The organism is Sideroxydans sp. CL21 (assembly GCF_902459525.1).
Lineage (GTDB): Bacteria > Pseudomonadota > Gammaproteobacteria > Burkholderiales > Gallionellaceae > Sideroxyarcus.
In genome coordinates, this window is record NZ_LR699166.1 from 3,058,295 (window position 1) to 3,073,389 (window position 15,095).

The 15,095-nt window shown below is 57.3% G+C and carries 13 protein-coding genes; 2 read left to right on the forward strand and 11 right to left on the reverse strand.

Features of this window, described 5'->3' with window-relative positions; translation table 11 throughout:
• Position 1 precedes the first annotated feature (1 nt).
• Complete coding sequence (locus QOY30_RS14520; protein WP_283745333.1) at positions 2-1,309, reverse strand: tetratricopeptide repeat protein; 1,308 nt, start codon at positions 1,307-1,309, stop codon at positions 2-4.
• A 28-nt stretch (positions 1,310-1,337) separates the two neighbouring features.
• The gene (locus QOY30_RS14525; RefSeq protein ID WP_283745334.1) at positions 1,338-2,582 is read right to left on the reverse strand and encodes a DUF2252 domain-containing protein; all 1,245 of its coding nucleotides are present in this window, start codon (positions 2,580-2,582) and stop codon (positions 1,338-1,340) included.
• 56 nt (positions 2,583-2,638) lie between these two features.
• Here QOY30_RS14525 and QOY30_RS14530 point away from each other — a divergent pair, with 56 nt between their 5' ends.
• Both QOY30_RS14530 and QOY30_RS14535 read left to right on the forward strand, forming a co-directional pair.
• Positions 2,639-3,442 (forward strand): ATP-binding cassette domain-containing protein, encoded by an 804-nt coding sequence (locus tag QOY30_RS14530; RefSeq protein ID WP_283745335.1) that lies wholly within the window; start codon positions 2,639-2,641, stop codon positions 3,440-3,442.
• A gap of 11 nt (positions 3,443-3,453) precedes the next feature.
• A complete protein-coding gene (locus tag QOY30_RS14535) occupies positions 3,454-4,224 on the forward strand; it encodes an ABC transporter permease (protein WP_283745336.1) in 771 nt (256 codons plus the stop codon).
• Here QOY30_RS14535 and QOY30_RS14540 read toward each other — a convergent pair.
• From QOY30_RS14540 to QOY30_RS14580, 9 genes are all read right to left on the reverse strand, one after another.
• The gene (locus QOY30_RS14540) at positions 4,201-5,607 is read right to left on the reverse strand and encodes a tetratricopeptide repeat-containing glycosyltransferase family protein (RefSeq protein ID WP_283745337.1); all 1,407 of its coding nucleotides are present in this window, start codon (positions 5,605-5,607) and stop codon (positions 4,201-4,203) included. The genes QOY30_RS14535 and QOY30_RS14540 overlap by 24 nt on opposite strands.
• Before the next feature lie 195 nt (positions 5,608-5,802).
• A complete protein-coding gene (gene flgL, locus QOY30_RS14545; RefSeq protein ID WP_283745338.1) occupies positions 5,803-7,227 on the reverse strand; it encodes a flagellar hook-associated protein FlgL in 1,425 nt (474 codons plus the stop codon).
• Positions 7,228-7,236: 9 nt separating this feature from the next.
• Positions 7,237-9,183 carry a flagellar hook-associated protein FlgK gene (flgK, locus tag QOY30_RS14550; RefSeq protein WP_283745339.1) on the reverse strand — a complete coding sequence of 649 codons (1,947 nt, stop codon included), beginning with the start codon at positions 9,181-9,183 and terminating at the stop codon, positions 7,237-7,239.
• A gap of 65 nt (positions 9,184-9,248) precedes the next feature.
• Entirely contained in the window at positions 9,249-10,082 is an 834-nt protein-coding gene (flgJ, locus tag QOY30_RS14555) for a flagellar assembly peptidoglycan hydrolase FlgJ (protein WP_283745340.1), read from the reverse strand.
• Between the two features lie 11 nt (positions 10,083-10,093).
• Positions 10,094-11,203: a flagellar basal body P-ring protein FlgI gene (locus QOY30_RS14560; protein ID WP_283745341.1), complete on the reverse strand. Its 1,110-nt coding sequence runs from the start codon at positions 11,201-11,203 to the stop codon at positions 10,094-10,096.
• An 11-nt stretch (positions 11,204-11,214) separates the two neighbouring features.
• The gene (locus QOY30_RS14565) at positions 11,215-11,871 is read right to left on the reverse strand and encodes a flagellar basal body L-ring protein FlgH (protein WP_283745342.1); all 657 of its coding nucleotides are present in this window, start codon (positions 11,869-11,871) and stop codon (positions 11,215-11,217) included.
• 154 nt (positions 11,872-12,025) lie between these two features.
• Positions 12,026-12,808: a flagellar basal-body rod protein FlgG gene (flgG, locus tag QOY30_RS14570; protein WP_283745343.1), complete on the reverse strand. Its 783-nt coding sequence runs from the start codon at positions 12,806-12,808 to the stop codon at positions 12,026-12,028.
• 22 nt (positions 12,809-12,830) lie between these two features.
• Positions 12,831-13,574, reverse strand: a complete 744-nt coding sequence (gene flgF / locus QOY30_RS14575; RefSeq protein WP_283745344.1) for a flagellar basal-body rod protein FlgF — start codon at positions 13,572-13,574, stop codon at positions 12,831-12,833.
• A 22-nt stretch (positions 13,575-13,596) separates the two neighbouring features.
• Positions 13,597-15,051, reverse strand: a complete 1,455-nt coding sequence (locus tag QOY30_RS14580) for a flagellar hook protein FlgE (RefSeq protein WP_283745345.1) — start codon at positions 15,049-15,051, stop codon at positions 13,597-13,599.
• Positions 15,052-15,095 lie beyond the last annotated feature (44 nt).

The window sequence follows — 15,095 nt, forward strand, 5'->3', positions numbered from 1 at the left end:
GCTATTCCGCGCGGCTCGCGCAAACGAACTGGCCTTTGATCTGGCAGCCCGACTCGTTCCTGATCGGGACATCGGTCATGCGTAGGAGCCTGAATCCTGTATTGCCCAGCAAGGTTGCCAGATAGTCGGGGTGATGGCTGTACCTGCCGCTGATGTTCAATCGATAGTCCGGCCCCGTAGCCCCGTGCAGCTTTTCGGTACTGAAGAGCAACATCCCGCCAGTCGTCAGCTTCCGGCAGATCAGCGCAAGGACTTCATCCAGCCGCCCCAGATAGACGAACGTGTCCATGCAGGCGATGAGATCGTAATGCTCGCCAGTCGTCCGCAAGAAGTCGGTGATATCGGATTTGTGCAGTTGCCGGTACACCTGCTTTGCAGCGGACCGGTTCAGCATGGCTTGGCTGAGATCGACACCCACCAGCTCGCGTGCGTAGGGCTTCATGACTTCACCCACCATGCCGGTACCGCAACCCAGGTCAAGGATGCTCAGGCTGGAAGCGGGCAGATCAAGTGTAGCGAGGTGATCCTGCACCAATTGCGGGCCGCAGTATTTCAGCCTGCCCAGGACGTTCTCGAAGCTGTTCGCAAAGGCGTCGAATGTCTGCTCGACATACTGGTTGCTGCATCGCGCGGGCACCTGCTGCCCCTTGTACGCGGCCAATAAATGCATTGCCACGGGGTTGTCCGGTTCCTCTGCCAGCCAGCTCTCAAACAATGAAATCGCTTCCTCCACCCGCCCCAGCTCATACAACGCTTGGCCCAATACCATTTTCGGTTTGCTGCCTGCCGGTTCGGCCACGATGCCGCGGTAATTGCAACGCCGCGCCTCCTCAAATCGCTCCTGCTTCAGATATAAGGCCGACAGCAAATAGAAAGCATCCGGGCAGTTCGGGTCGATATTTACCGCAGCCTGGTAGCATTGCTCGGCACGAACCCATTCCTGATCCGATTCGAACGCAGCCCCCAGGTTGGTCCGGTAGAAATATTTATCCGGATCTATCGCGATGGCTCTGGTAAAAGCATATATCGCCGCAGTCACCTGCCCCTGTTTTGAAAGCACGATGCCCAGATTGAAATGCCACTCTGCATGGCGATCGTCGATGGCAATGGCTGCCGTCAGCTGCTCGAATGCTTCCTGCAATCGGCCGGATTGTTGCAGCAGATATCCCAGATAGTGCCTGGCCTGGGCGTCGCCGGGGTCGGCCTGTATGAGCTCCCGATACATGTGCTCTGCTGCCTGCAGATCGCCATCGAGATGTTTGCGTAGCGCCGCCTGGAACATCGGATTGGAGCTCTTTTGCTCAGCCATCAATACCTCTTTGCAAGATCAGCGAAGCTCATGGAGCCCGCTCCTGCGACTGCCGACTGTTCTGCCCCTCAGTGAACGCTTGCCACTGCTGCCGGGTCGTCTGCGTCATTTGCGTCGCGCTATCCAGCATCTCGGTGACCCAGTCTCCTCTCTGCGCGAACGCGATCAGTTCATCGGCAGTGGCCGCCCCGGATCGTCCGGAAGCGCGCAATTGATCCCAGGCCAGGATACGCCCCATGGTTGCCACCACGTCCTTGAGCCGATCCAGTTTCTTGCCCCACTCGCCGATGGACACCCGATCTTCCGAGGGTTGCAGTCCTTTCAGGATGCAAGGGAGTCCGCCCAGCTTAACCGCATGAAGGAGGGCGTGATCGACGGCCTGCATCCGGTTCTGTACGGTCACTACCCTGCTCGCCTCGTCCGCCCAGTTTGGCTGTTTGATGCCAAGTCGTGCAAGATGCGGCACCATCGCCGATGGCCTGGCTTCCTTGATATCGAGCAGGTAGTTGCCGTCGGGAGAGCCCTTGCCTTCCACCAGCACCACGAATCGTTCCACGCCCAGGCTGCCGGTCCCGGCGATGCGGCGGCCAATGTCGAGTACCTCAAAAAACTTCGGATCGGGTTGTGTGGAAGCAAAACCAACCATGAATTCGGTAACGAGTTTTTTCTGTGCATCGGAAGCCGGCAATGCCTTCACACCATCCAGTATCAGGCTGCGTCGATGAGTCTTGCGGATCGTGCGCTTGTCGAGAAACGTGGCTCTTTCGCGACTCTGCAAGTTCGTCAGTAGTGCATTCACAAGACCGATGGATGTTTCCTGCTCCACCCACAGCGGCTTGCCGTTGATGAGAGCACTGCGGTAAGCGTCCAGGCAGCTTCGGCTGACCGCCAAAGCCTCGGCCTGGGTTGCTTTAAGCGCTTCGGCGCCACACTGGATGCTGGTCAGCAGCCTGGCCATGTCCCAGGTGGCAGGCGCCAGCGCAGCTTCGTCGTAGTCGTTGATGTCAAAATAGACCAGCCGGTTGTCGCCCTTGTAACTGCCGAAATTCTCGAAATGCAGATCCCCGCAACACCAGGCCAGAGGGGCGTCTCGGAAAAGGGACGAATCCGGCAGGGAGTCGTAAAACAGGTGACACGCACCGCGCAGAAAGATGAACGGGCTCTGCGCCATCTTGGCGTATTTCATGGCGAGCCGCTCGGGGTCGCGGCCCGCGTTGTTGCTGAATATCGCATTGGTGATACCGGAAGGGTCCGGCAAGAGTTGCTTGGTCATCGGAAATTGTCTGGCTTGGATATAGGAGCGCATAATATACATATATGAGCACCGATATGCCCGACAGATTCGCGATAGCCACATCCGAACTGACACGTCAGTTCGGTAGCCTGACGGCAGTGGACCACATCGCGCTGCGTGTTCCTTACGGGCAGATTTTCGGCTTGCTCGGCGCGAACGGCGCCGGGAAAAGCACCGTCATCAAGATGCTCACAACTTTGTTATCACCCACCTCTGGAACAGCTGACGTTGGCGGTTTCGATATCATCCGGTCCCCGGCAGACGTCAGGCGGCGTATCGGCTATGTATCACAACTCCTGTCTGCCGACGGCGCACTGACTGGCTACGAGAATCTGCGTCTGTCGGCCAAGCTCTATGACATACCCACAGCAGAGAGAAAAGAACGGATTGGAAATGCGCTGGAGTTCATGGGCCTTGTCGACTCGGCACACAAGCTGGTACGCACCTACTCCGGTGGCATGATACGCAGGCTGGAGCTTGCCCAGGCCATGTTGCATCGCCCCGCAATCCTGTTCCTGGACGAGCCGACGATCGGACTCGATCCCGTTGCGCGCCACACGGTGTGGGATCGCCTGATCGATCTCCGGCGCAACCACGGCATGACGGTACTCATCACCACGCACGACATGGAAGAGGCGGAAGCGCTTTGCGACAATCTCGCGATCCTGCACAAAGGGAAAATCAGCGTGATCGGCAAACCTGCCGAGTTGCGCACCGGTCTCGGGGAAGGCGCCAACATGGACGATGTGTTCGTGCATTACGCGGGTGGCTCCATCCAGGAGAGCGGCACTTTCCGCGAAATCGTGCAGAACCGTAGAACAGCCCATCGACTCGGCTAACAGGCAAACCCATGAAACGATTTATAAGGGAAAGCGCCGCCATCGTGCAAGTCGAGCTGATCAAACTGATCCGCGACCCGACCGAGATCATTTCGCGCGCGGTACAGCCCTTGCTGTGGCTGGTGGTATTCGGGCAGGTACTCGCCCAGGTTCGCGGCATCCAGACCGGACAGCTAAGTTACCTTGCCTTCATCACGCCGGGAATACTCGCGCAGAGCGTTCTGTTCAGCGCGATATTCTATGGCATCGCGATCATCTGGGAACGCGACCTTGGCGTGGTTCATAAACTTCTGGTCAGCCCCGCACTGCGCATTTCGCTGGTATTCGGCAAGGCGGTCGCCGCCGGGTTCCGCGGCATCCTGCAGGCAGTTGTGATTTATCTCATCGCATTCGTGATGCATGTTTCGCTCAGGCTGGATCCGTTCGCGATCTTCGCGGTACTGGTCAGCGTGATGCTGGGCTCCGGGATCTTTGCCACGTTCTCGCTCGTCATCGCCTGCATCGTCAAGACGCGCGAACGCTTCATGGGGATAGGCCAGCTCCTGACCATGCCCATGTTCTTCGCGAGCAATGCGATCTATCCGCTGGAGATCATGCCGGGCTGGTTGCGCTTCATCGCGCAGGTCAATCCGCTGACTTATCTGATCGACGCGCTGCGCGGGCTCATGATCACGGGAGGGGAAAGCATTCATGGTTACGCCGTGGATTTTGCGGTGTTGCTTGCTGTATTCTGCGGACTGCTATTCGTCGCGGTAAAGTTATACCCCACGCTCGCCGAATGATACGCATCCTGTCCTTTTCCATTGCTCCAACGCGGCGACCACCTCGGCAACGACTGAGCCCCAGTCGCCCATCGCTGGCTGGCGAAAGAGGCGCATGACGCCGGGGTACCACGGCGTATCCTCGCGATCCGTCAACCAGCGCCAGTCTGTCTTGTAGTACGGCAGCAAGACCCAGCACGGCTTCCCGAGCGCTCCCGCCAGATGAGCGACCGCAGTGTCTACGCAGATGACCAGATCGAGATTCATCACAGCAGCCGCCGTATCGGCAAAGTCAGTTAGCTGCGAGCCGATATGGCTCAGATGCAATCCATCGGGTGGCTGCATCGCTTCATCTTCGCCGGCGCCTTTCTGCAGGCTGATAAAGCTCACATCGGCTACCGATCCCAAAGGGGCCAGCACATCAAGCGATGGTAGCGAACGGTCTGCATCATTCTCGAATTGAGTACTGCCCTTCCACACCAAACCGATGCGAATTCCATTTTTTGGTAACAGTGCTGCCCACTTTTCGACCAGGTTACGCGGCGCTGCCAGATAGGGAATCTTGGCCGGAATGGAATCGATATTGGTTTTGCAGCGGTATGGAATACTCAGAAGCGGCGTCCAAAAATTCCAACCTGATGCGGACATCTTCTCGTCGAAGGAAATAACGCTATTCACGCTTTCCATTTCTTCCAGCAATGCTTTCAAGGGTGGGTGGCAGATCATGGTGATCGATGCTGCACCTTGCTCCTTCAGAACATCCGCATAACGGCAAAACTGGATCACATCCCCGTGACCTGCCTCATAGACGACCAGGATGGATTTGCCGACGACTGCTTCGCCCTGCCAGCGCGGGCAATCAAGTCGGGCAGCCAGTGCGGTGTACCAGTTGCGCGCCTCCAGACACTCCCAGCCTTCTTCAAAACGGCCTTGGCGCAATAACAGATAGCTGAAGTTGAAGCGGGCCGTTCTATAGGAATCATTCAAAGACAGTGCCCTGCGATAGCATCGCTCCGCCTCTGCTTCCCGTTTCATGCAGGCATACAGAACTCCAAGATTAGACCAGCCCACCGGAGACCCCGGGTCAAGTGCAATTGCTTGCTCATAGGCTTGTTCAGCTTCGGCGAACCGCTTCTTGCCGGCGCAGAGCACGCCAAGATTCAAATGAGTTTGCGAATAGCTCGGGTTAAGCTCAATGGATCGCCGGTAACAGATCTCGGCGGCATCTGTATCAAGCTTTTTGTCCAGCATCAGGCCGAGGTTGGCATGGGCCTCGGCAAAGTCCGGCACGATTTGCACAGCTTGCCTGAAGCAGGCTTCAGCACCGGCAGCATCGCCGGCTTCCATGCAGCGGGTGCCCTGGAAGAACAGCGCTTCGGCTTCCGTGAGTTCCTTGTTTATCATGATCGTGATGATGCGTCCGGGTTAATGGCGATCCGAAGAACCGGGGTTGCATTGTCCGGTTCCGCATTCGCGCATTCTAACTGCACAGAGCAATGCAGTCGTCAGCCACAATCGATTCCAGAAAGTCGGGATTCAGGCACCGGGAATGACGGGATGCAAGGGAAACCTTGCACTCCGCATCAAAACGGAAGGAATTTACAGGTAGTTGAACAGCGACAACTTGGATATAGAAGCAAACGATTGTTGCGCTGCCTGTAGCGCCGTGTGCTGCTGTGTCAGATCGCTGATGGCCTTGTTGTAGTCCGTACCCTGGATGGACGTCAGCGTTTGCTGGTATTGCAGGCCCTGCTGGCTGACTGTGTTTTGCAGGGCAGTCAGTTCGTTCAGGCGGGACCCCATCGAAGCGCGTACGGTCAGGATATTATTCAAACCCTGATCGATGTTCCCCAATGCATCGTTCACACTTTGATTGAAAGAAGTACCGCCCGGCGCTGCCGGCGATTTCAGGGTATTGATCAGGTTGGATAAGGTAGCGAAGATACCCTGATTGGCGCTAGGCGAGACACTGAACACATCGCCATTCGCAGGCGCTCCGTTGATTTGCACCTGAATGCCGTTGAAATTGATGGCGTTGCCGCTGGTGTAAGCGACGTTGGTTTGACCGGCAACAGCGACGGGAGCGGCAGGGTTGGTCACATCGGTCACGGAATAGGTAGTCACTCCGGCGACTACGCTGAATGACAGCTGGTAAGTGTTATTGTTGTATAAAGCAGGATTGATCACCGCACCGGTGCTGATGATGCCTGTCCCCGTGCCTGTATTGGCAAACTGGATGGTCTGCCCCGCGGCCGTGGCTGTTGTTGCCGGATTGGAAGCAACGAAGTGCGTTGCATCTGTGATGCTGGCGACCGTTGTTCCGGCCGGGAACCCGCCCCCGGTGATCGGCATGCCCGGCACCAGAGCACCGGTGTTGGCCACCGTCACCGACGTTGCCCCCACGGCTATGTTTGCGCTGATACCCAGGGTCAAGCCTGAAGAGGCGGTGAATGTTCCATTCCCGTTTCTCACCTTCATGAAGATATCCGTGCCCACGTCGGTGCTTGCGATCTGTCTTGTCGGGCTTACCTGTATGTTGCGCTGCAAACTGTCGCCCTGGTAAGCGATGCCGGCGGGGGTATTCACAAAGGGCTGTGTGTTGCCTTTTGAACCCGAAAAAAGGTAATTTCCGGTGCCGTCCGTGCTGTTTGCCAGCCCCAGCAATTCCTGCAACTGGCCCTGCAAGCTGGTCGCCAATGATTGGCGGTCGGAGGTGGTCAGCACACCGTTCGCCGCATTCACCGCAGTCGACTTCACGCTCTGCAGCAGCGTCGTCACGCTTTGCAGAACGTTCTCGGATAATGAAAGGGTGTTTTGCGCGGCAGTATTGTTGGTGCCATATTGGGTGTTTACCGAATTGGCCTGATTGAGCTCGATGATGCGCGCCGCACCGGTAGGATCATCGGCCGGCGACTGGATACGGTTCCCGGTCGAAATCTGCTGTTGGGTCTGAGCAATCTGCGCCTCGAGATTGTTCATGTTGGATACGTTCGAGCTATAGATGGTGGCAGTACTGATGCGCATGATCTACTCCTACTTCAGATTCAGAATGGTGTCGAACATGGTATTGGCGATCTGCATCGCCTTGCCCGCTGCCTGGTAGGCTTGCTGATAACGCAGCAGATTGGCCGCTTCTTCATCCAGGTTGACACCGGAAACAGCCTGCTGCGAGTTGGTCACCTGGGTCAACAGGCTGGTCTGCGCCTGGCTGGTGGTAGTCAACTGGTTCGTCTGTGTGCCCACCTGGGCGATCAACTGTGCATAAGCACCCTGGTAGCTGGTCGTCCCGTTCACCAGCGTATTGGTTGTCTGCAATGCTGCCATTTTCAGCATGTTGCTGCCGTCGGCAGTGGCGTTGGTGTTCTGAGTCACGGAAAACGTGTCCCCGGCAGAAGGTGCGCCGCTAATTTGCGTCGTCCAACCATTAAACGACAACGTCGCTCCAACAGCCGGGTTATACAGCGTTCCCGGTGCACCAACTAGCGTTGACGGCGCAGTATTGTCAGTGACAGTAAAGTGAGTTGCATCGATAAAGGTAATCGTCACATTGTCCTGCAGCGGAACCGCATTCAATGGCAGCGGGGTAGTCGCGGCCACGCTGGCTGGCGCAATGGTGCCGGTTCCCAGGTTGGTAGTCGGCGCATTGGAAGCGATGGAAGCTGATGCGGCGATCTTGGTCGGGTCGGTGATGTTGAGTGCAATATTGCCTGCACCGTCCGCCGTGGGTCGTACAAGGAACGAATCGCCCGCAACGTTCGCCACCGAACCCGCCGTCAATTGCAGTGTGATGCCGGTACCTGGGAGCGTTTGTCCTGCGGCCAACTGTGCCGGAGTGAAAGACTGCGCGGCATTGGTGGTCGTATCGTAGACGGTATAGTTCGTACCATCGAACTGCACGCTGTAATCGTGCCCTGTCAGCGCCGAGGTACTGTTGACGGTCGCCGCGAGTACACCGTTGCCAACGTTGGAAGAGGAAGGCGTCACGCGCGGTACTGCCGAAGTAAACATGCTTGCGCCGAGCGCGCCGTTCAGATCCGTTCCTTTTTGCTGTTGCTGATTGAAGGTATCGGCAAAACCCATTGCAATACGGCCAAGCGCATTGACTGCCGGATCGAGCACGGTCTGGCGGAAACTGAGGTATCCCCCCAGGGTGCCGCCCTGCAGCGAACTTTGCTGGATCGGAATCACGGTGCCATTGTTCGCATAGGCGACTTGCAGCGCCGTCGGGTCGGTGGGAGAAGCGATCGCTTGCAGCGTCGTGGTCTGGTTACCCAGAACCAGCGATTGACCGTTGCCGATATAGACGTTCATCGAACCGTCGCTCTGCTTGATAGTTGAAACGCGTATTTGCTGACTGAGCTGATTGACCAACTGGTCGCGTTGATCCAGCAGTGCATTCGGCTGCTGGTTCGGATTGTTGGCCTGCGCCTGGACAATCTGCTCGTTCAGTGTGGCAATCTGGTTCGCATAGCTATTGATCTGTGTCACGCTGTTCGAGATCTGGCTGTTGAGACCGTCCCGAATCTGGTTCAGGTTCTGGCTCAGGGACTGGAAACGGCTCACCAGCGTTTGCGCGCTGCCGATCATGGCCTGTCGTGCGGGCACGGACTGGGGCGCATTGGAGACGCCGTTCACCGCGGTGAAGAAATCCTGCAGCGTGGGAGTCAAACCGCCGCTGGAATCACCCAGCAGATTGCTTACCTGCTGCGACAGGCCCAGCTGTGTATTCAGATTGGACGATTGCGTCTGCGCTGCAAGTACTTGTGCACTCAGGAACTGGTCATATTGTCTCTGCACTGTCGCCACGCTGACACCCTGTCCGATGAACCCCGAGCCCGTGTTCTGCGGCAACATCTGCGTCTGGACGATCTGTTCCCGTGAATAGCCGGGCGTGTTGGCATTGGCGATGTTATTCGAGGTCGTCGCAAGGCCTGCTTGGGCCGCATTGAGCGCGCTCACTGAAATACCGAAAATAGCCATATCGCAAGATCCTTCTGCCGTTAGTCAACTCTACAGTCTGGTTATCGGCACATTAATTGAAAACTTTAGACGCGGGTGCTGACGCTGCCGATCACGCCGACCAGCTTGTCCGCGTAATGCGGGTCGGTCGCATATCCGGCTTGCTGCAGCCCCTGCGCAAAGACCTTGGCATCTTCCTGCCCCGTCACTCCCGAATAGCGCGGGTTATTGCTCAATAATTTTGCGTAATCCTGAAACGACTCCGCATATGAGCCGTATGCGCGAAAGCGCTGCACTTGTTGGCTCGCCACTCCGTTGTGATATTCGGTGGTGGTCACTTCCGCCACCTTGCCCTTCCAATCCTTGCCCGCCTTGATGCCGAAAAGGTTATAGCTGTTGCTGCCATCCGCCATTTTTATCTCGCGCTTGCCCCAACCGCTTTCCAGCGCAGCCTGTCCCAGTATGAGATGCGCCGGGATACCGGTACTGCTGCTTGCCTGCTCGGCAGGCACTCTTAATTTATCGATAAAGGATTGCTGGACATCGGCCTTGTAAGCTGAAGGCACGGCGCGCATCGCGGCCGGTGCAACCGCGGCGGGAGCAGAGGGACTGACCTGGTGGTTGCGGCTGAGTTGTTTCACCATGACTTCCGCCAATCCCACGCCGCGAGACGACATGCTTTGCGCCAATTGCTGGTCGAGCATGCCGGTGAACATCTTGGTCTGCTCGCTATCGAATACACCGTCCTGCGGCGTCGCATCACGCATGCTTTTCAGCATCATGTTCAGGAATACCGCTTCGAATTGCTTGGCTGCCGCCTTCAGCGCCTGGTCCGGAGCCTGCGTCGCCTGCAATTTCAGCCTGTTCAGACTCTGGCTGTCGATCGCCATGCTGCTGATGTCTGTGCCTGAGATTGTCATGACCGCAGAACCTATATCACCTCAAGTTCGGCACGCAGCGCACCGGCCGCCTTCATTGCCTGCAGAATCGCCAGCATATCCTGCGGGGTCACACCGATGGAATTGAGCGCCCTGACCACATCGTTCAAATCCACACCACGCTTCAGGTGCAACAGGTTGCCTTTGTCGGCCTTGATCTCGATATTGGCATTGGTCACTGCCACCGTTTGTCCTTGCGAAAGCGGCGCGGGCTGGCTTACCGTGTTTTCGGCGTTGATCACGACAGTAAGGTTGCCGTGCGCCACGGCGCAATCGTCGAGCGAGACATGCTGGTTCATGACCACCGAACCGGTGCGGGCATTAACGATGACCTTGGCACTGCCCGCCGCCGCATCGACTTCCAGATTTTCAATTTGAGAAATGAAAGCCACGCGCGCGCTGCCTTCCGGAGCCTTGACTTGTATGGTGCGTGCATCCATTGCGGCCGCGCCCTCCGGATTGCCGGGTGAAAGGTTCTTACCGATAACTTCTGCCAGGCGCATCGCCGTGGTGAAGTCGGCAGTATTCAATTCAAGATAGACATAATCGCCCTGTCCCACCGAGGTCGGCACAGAACGTTCCACTGTCGCACCTCCGGGAATGCGGCCCACGCTCAAGTGATTGATTTGAGTCTTGGAGCCGGCCGCCGCCGCGCCCGCCCCGCTCACCAGCATATTGCCCTGTGCCATGGCATATACTTGCCCGTCCGCGCCTTTCAGCGGCGTCATCAACAGGGTGCCGCCGCGCAAGCTTTTGGCATTACCGATGGACGATACCGTGATGTCGATGGTCTGTCCCGGGCGCGAGAACGGCGGCAGCGAAGCCGTCACTGTCACCGCAGCCACATTCTTCAGCATCATGATGCTGCTGCTGCCCGGCGGCATGTTGACACCCATCTGCAGCAGCATGTTGGTGATGCTTTGCACCGTGAACGGTGTCTGCATGGTCATGTCGCCGCTGCCGTCCAGACCGACCACCAGCCCGTAACCCAGCAGCTGGTTCTCGCGAACGCCCAGCACACTGGCCAGGTCTTTGATGCGTTCCGCTGTTGCGCTCAGAGAAACGAGCATCAACAGCGCAAATAAAAACGATCTGATATTCATGGCTTACCCCGCTAGAACGGCAATACCGAGTAGAAGATGCGGTTGAACATGCTGAGCACCGCAGATGTGTCGATGCTGTTTGCTCCCTTGTATTCGACATGCACGTCCGCCACCTGGGTCGATTGCACCGTGTAGCTGCCGCTGATGGTGGCCGGATTCACGATGCCGGAAAAGCGCACATATTCCTGGGCGTATTTGATGGACACTTGCTTCTCGCCTGCAACACGCAGATTGCCGTTGGGCAGCACTTCAATCACTGTCACGGTGATGGCTCCCGTGAAGGAATTACTCCCCGAACTGTCACTTGCGCCGCCCGATTTGACACTGCTGCTGCCCGACACTCCGCCAGTCAATCCCGTCAGAGACGGTGCAGTAATCGCCAGACTGCCGGTATTGGTGTCGTCATGTCCCGATTTGCCTGAAGCCGCCGTCGTTTCGACGATGTTGACGATGAGTACATCGCCAACGTGGCGCGGGTGCATGTCCTCGAACATCGGATGATCATTCACTCCCGCCAGGAAAATTGCCCCCTCGTTATTCGGCGCCAAAGGCAAAGGGGCCGGACGAGCCGTCAACGGTTCCCGGATGCTGGTGGATGGCGGCGGCACACAGGCAGTCAGTGGCAAAGCGACAACCAGCAGACTTATTATTTCCATTGTTTTACGCATGATTCGCCTCCGGAAATTCAAAATTGCCTTTGCGAGCATCCGCTTCGCGGATTGCCTGCTTGACCCTCTTCTCGTTTGTTCCCTCTCCTTCCCGGAGAGGGTCAGGGTGGGGGAAGCACCCATGGCAATTTCAAGCACGTTCATTTTCATGACATTACATCTGCGTCAGTTTCTGCAGCATCTGATCCGAGACGGTGACCGCTTTTGAATTGATCTCGTACGCGCGCTGTGTCTGGATCATGTTCACCAGTTCTTCCACCACATTCACGTTGGACGTCTCGACATAACCCTGACTGATCGTTCCCGTGCCGTTGGTGCCGGGCACATTGGCCAGAGGCGCACCCGATGAGCCCGTCTCCTGATAAAGGTTCTGCCCCATGCTTTCCAGTCCGGCCGGATTGATGAATGTCGCCAGCTGTATGCTGCCGACCTGCACTGCCGCTGTCGTACCCGGCTGCGTGACCGACACCACGCCATCCTGGCCGATGGTGACCGAGGTGGCATTGGCGGGAATGGTGATCGACGGCTGCAATGGAAAGCCATTCGAAGTGACCATCTGTCCCTGGTTGTCGGTCTGGAAAGAGCCGTCGCGGGTATAGCCCGTCGTGCCGTCAGGCAGCACGACCTGAAAGAACCCTGCACCCTGAACCGCCACATCCAGCTGATTGCTGGTCTGTTGCAGGTTGCCCTGGGTATGGATGCGTTCGGCCGCGATAGGGCGCACACCGGTACCGATCTGCAGACCGGAGGGTATCTGTGTCAGTTGCGACGATTGCGCACCCGGCTGGCGGAGGTTCTGGTACAGCAGATCCTCGAACACCGCACGCGAACGCTTGAAGCCGTTGGTACTGACGTTGGCCAGGTTGTTGGAGATGACATCCATCTGCGTCTGTTGTGCTTCCAGACCGGTCTTGGCAATCCACAGGGAACGAATCATGATGAGTATCCTTTTATAAAATTCAGCCGGTGACGCTGAGTACGCCGCTGGCTTGTTTGGCATTGTCGTCCGCCGTTGTCAGCATCTTCATCTGCATATCGAATTGGCGCGACAGCGAGATCATGTTCACCAGCGACTCCACCATGTTCGTGTTGCTGCCTTCCAGGTTGCCCGAGACCACACCGACCTTGATGTCTGCGTCGGCCGGTTTGCCGTCCCTGGTGCGGAACAAACCATCCTCGCCGCGCACCAACTGATCCTCTGGAGGATTGACCAGCTTGAGACGCCCGACCAATACCACTTGAGCCGCCATCGTTCCGCTGGGTACGGTCGAAATGGTTCCGTCCTTGGCAATCGTCACCTGGGTGTCCGGCGGTATGGTGATGGGCCCGCTATCGCCCACCACATTCATGCCGTTACGGGACTGCAAAATACCGTTGGGCAACACCTGCAAGCTGCCGTTGCGGGTATAAGCCTCGTTGCCGTTGCTATCCTCTACCGCGATCCATCCTTTGCCATCGATGGCGACATCGAGTGTGCGTCCGGTGGCTTGCATCACGCCGGGCGTGAAGTCGGTGCCGGATGTCGAATCGACCACGAAGGTACGGGTTGCAAGGCCTTCGCCCACCAGCGGTACGCTGCGAAAGGTGTCGATGGTCGAGCGGAATCCCGGCGTATTGACGTTGGACAGATTCTGCGCCACCGATGCCTGCTGCTGCATGGTGTGCGAAGCGCCTGTCATCGCGGTATAGATCAGCCTGTCCATGTCACCCCTCGCCTTAGTTCACTTAACGCAAGTTGACGATCGTCTGCATGATCTGGTCTTGTGTCTTGATCGTCTGCGCATTGGCCTGATATGCGCGTTGTGCGGTAATCATGTTCACCAGTTCCGCAGTCAGATCGACATTGGAGTCTTCAGTTGCCGAGGTCTGCAACACGCCCAGACTTGCCGATCCCGGCGTACCCACGAGCGGGTTGCCCGACGTAGAAGTCTCCGCCCACTGGTTATTACCCAGCGATTGCAAGCCCTGAGCGTTACTGAAGTTTGCCAGCACCACTTGGCCGAGCGTTCTGGTCTGCCCGTTGGAATAACGACCGGTGACCATACCATCCGAGCCAGTGCTGAAACCGGTCATCTGACCGGAAGTGTAGCCGTCCTGGCTCAGCGAATTCACGCCAAAGGCCGTGCCGAACTGCGTATTGCTGCCAAAGTTGAAACTCAATGTTTGCGGTGCCGCGCTGGGCGGATTGGTTACATTCAACGTGACTCCGCTCGCATTAAACGTCCCCGCCGCCGATGTTGTGAAAGTGTTCGGACCGGTAATCGCCGTGATGGTGGTGCCTACCGGAAAACCGCCGCCAGTCACCGTCGCACCGGCCACCAACCCGGCAGTACTGGGCACAGTAGCGGTCGTACCAGTTGCATTAAGCGATGATCCCGCAAGAGCAATCGCAGCCGACGAGGGGGTGAACGATGCCGAAGTGACAGCGGCCGCCGGAGTCGCCAAAGTGCCGTTGGTATTGAAGGTCATTGGCGTTAGCAGCCCCGGGGTTGCACCGCCCGGCGGAACCATGGCTCCATCCACTGTCAGGTAGGTATTCCATGTGTTCGCTGACGTTTTGGCAAAATACAGTGAAGCAATGTGACTCCCACCCAGGCTGTCGTAGATCGTCGCCGAAGTGGAATTATCAAAGGTCGCCGAATTGTTCGGATCGAACGCCGGCGCTGCGGGGATGATCGCCGCGTTCGCATTCAAATTAAGTCCCGCAGTGACCGCAGTGGTGGCTTTGGGCAACAAATTGGCTGTGGAAATCTGGATCGGACCGGGCGTGGTTGCCACGATGACTCCGGCTGCATTCGGCTGGTAACCTGTCAGATCTTTGCCCTGGTTATCGACGATGAAACCGTTCTTGTCCAACTGGAACTGCCCGTTACGCGAATAAGTGATCGAGCCGTTGTTGCTCATACGGAAAAAACCGCTGCCGCTGATGGCCATATCCAGTGAATTATTAGTTGTCGTGATATTGCCCTGGGTAAATTGCTGCGCCACAGCGGCCACTTGCACACCGATCCCGGCAGCAATACTTGATCCGCCGCCGCCCAGCGAGTTGGCATAGATGTCGGCGAATTGCGCTTGCGATTGTTTGAAACCGACCGTGCTAGCGTTGGCGACGTTATTGCCGATCACGTCCAGATTTTTGGATGCTGCATTCAGACCGCTCAGACCTTGTTCGAAACCCATGACATCCTCCTATTAAATTCGATCTCTCGCACTTGGCGAAATGT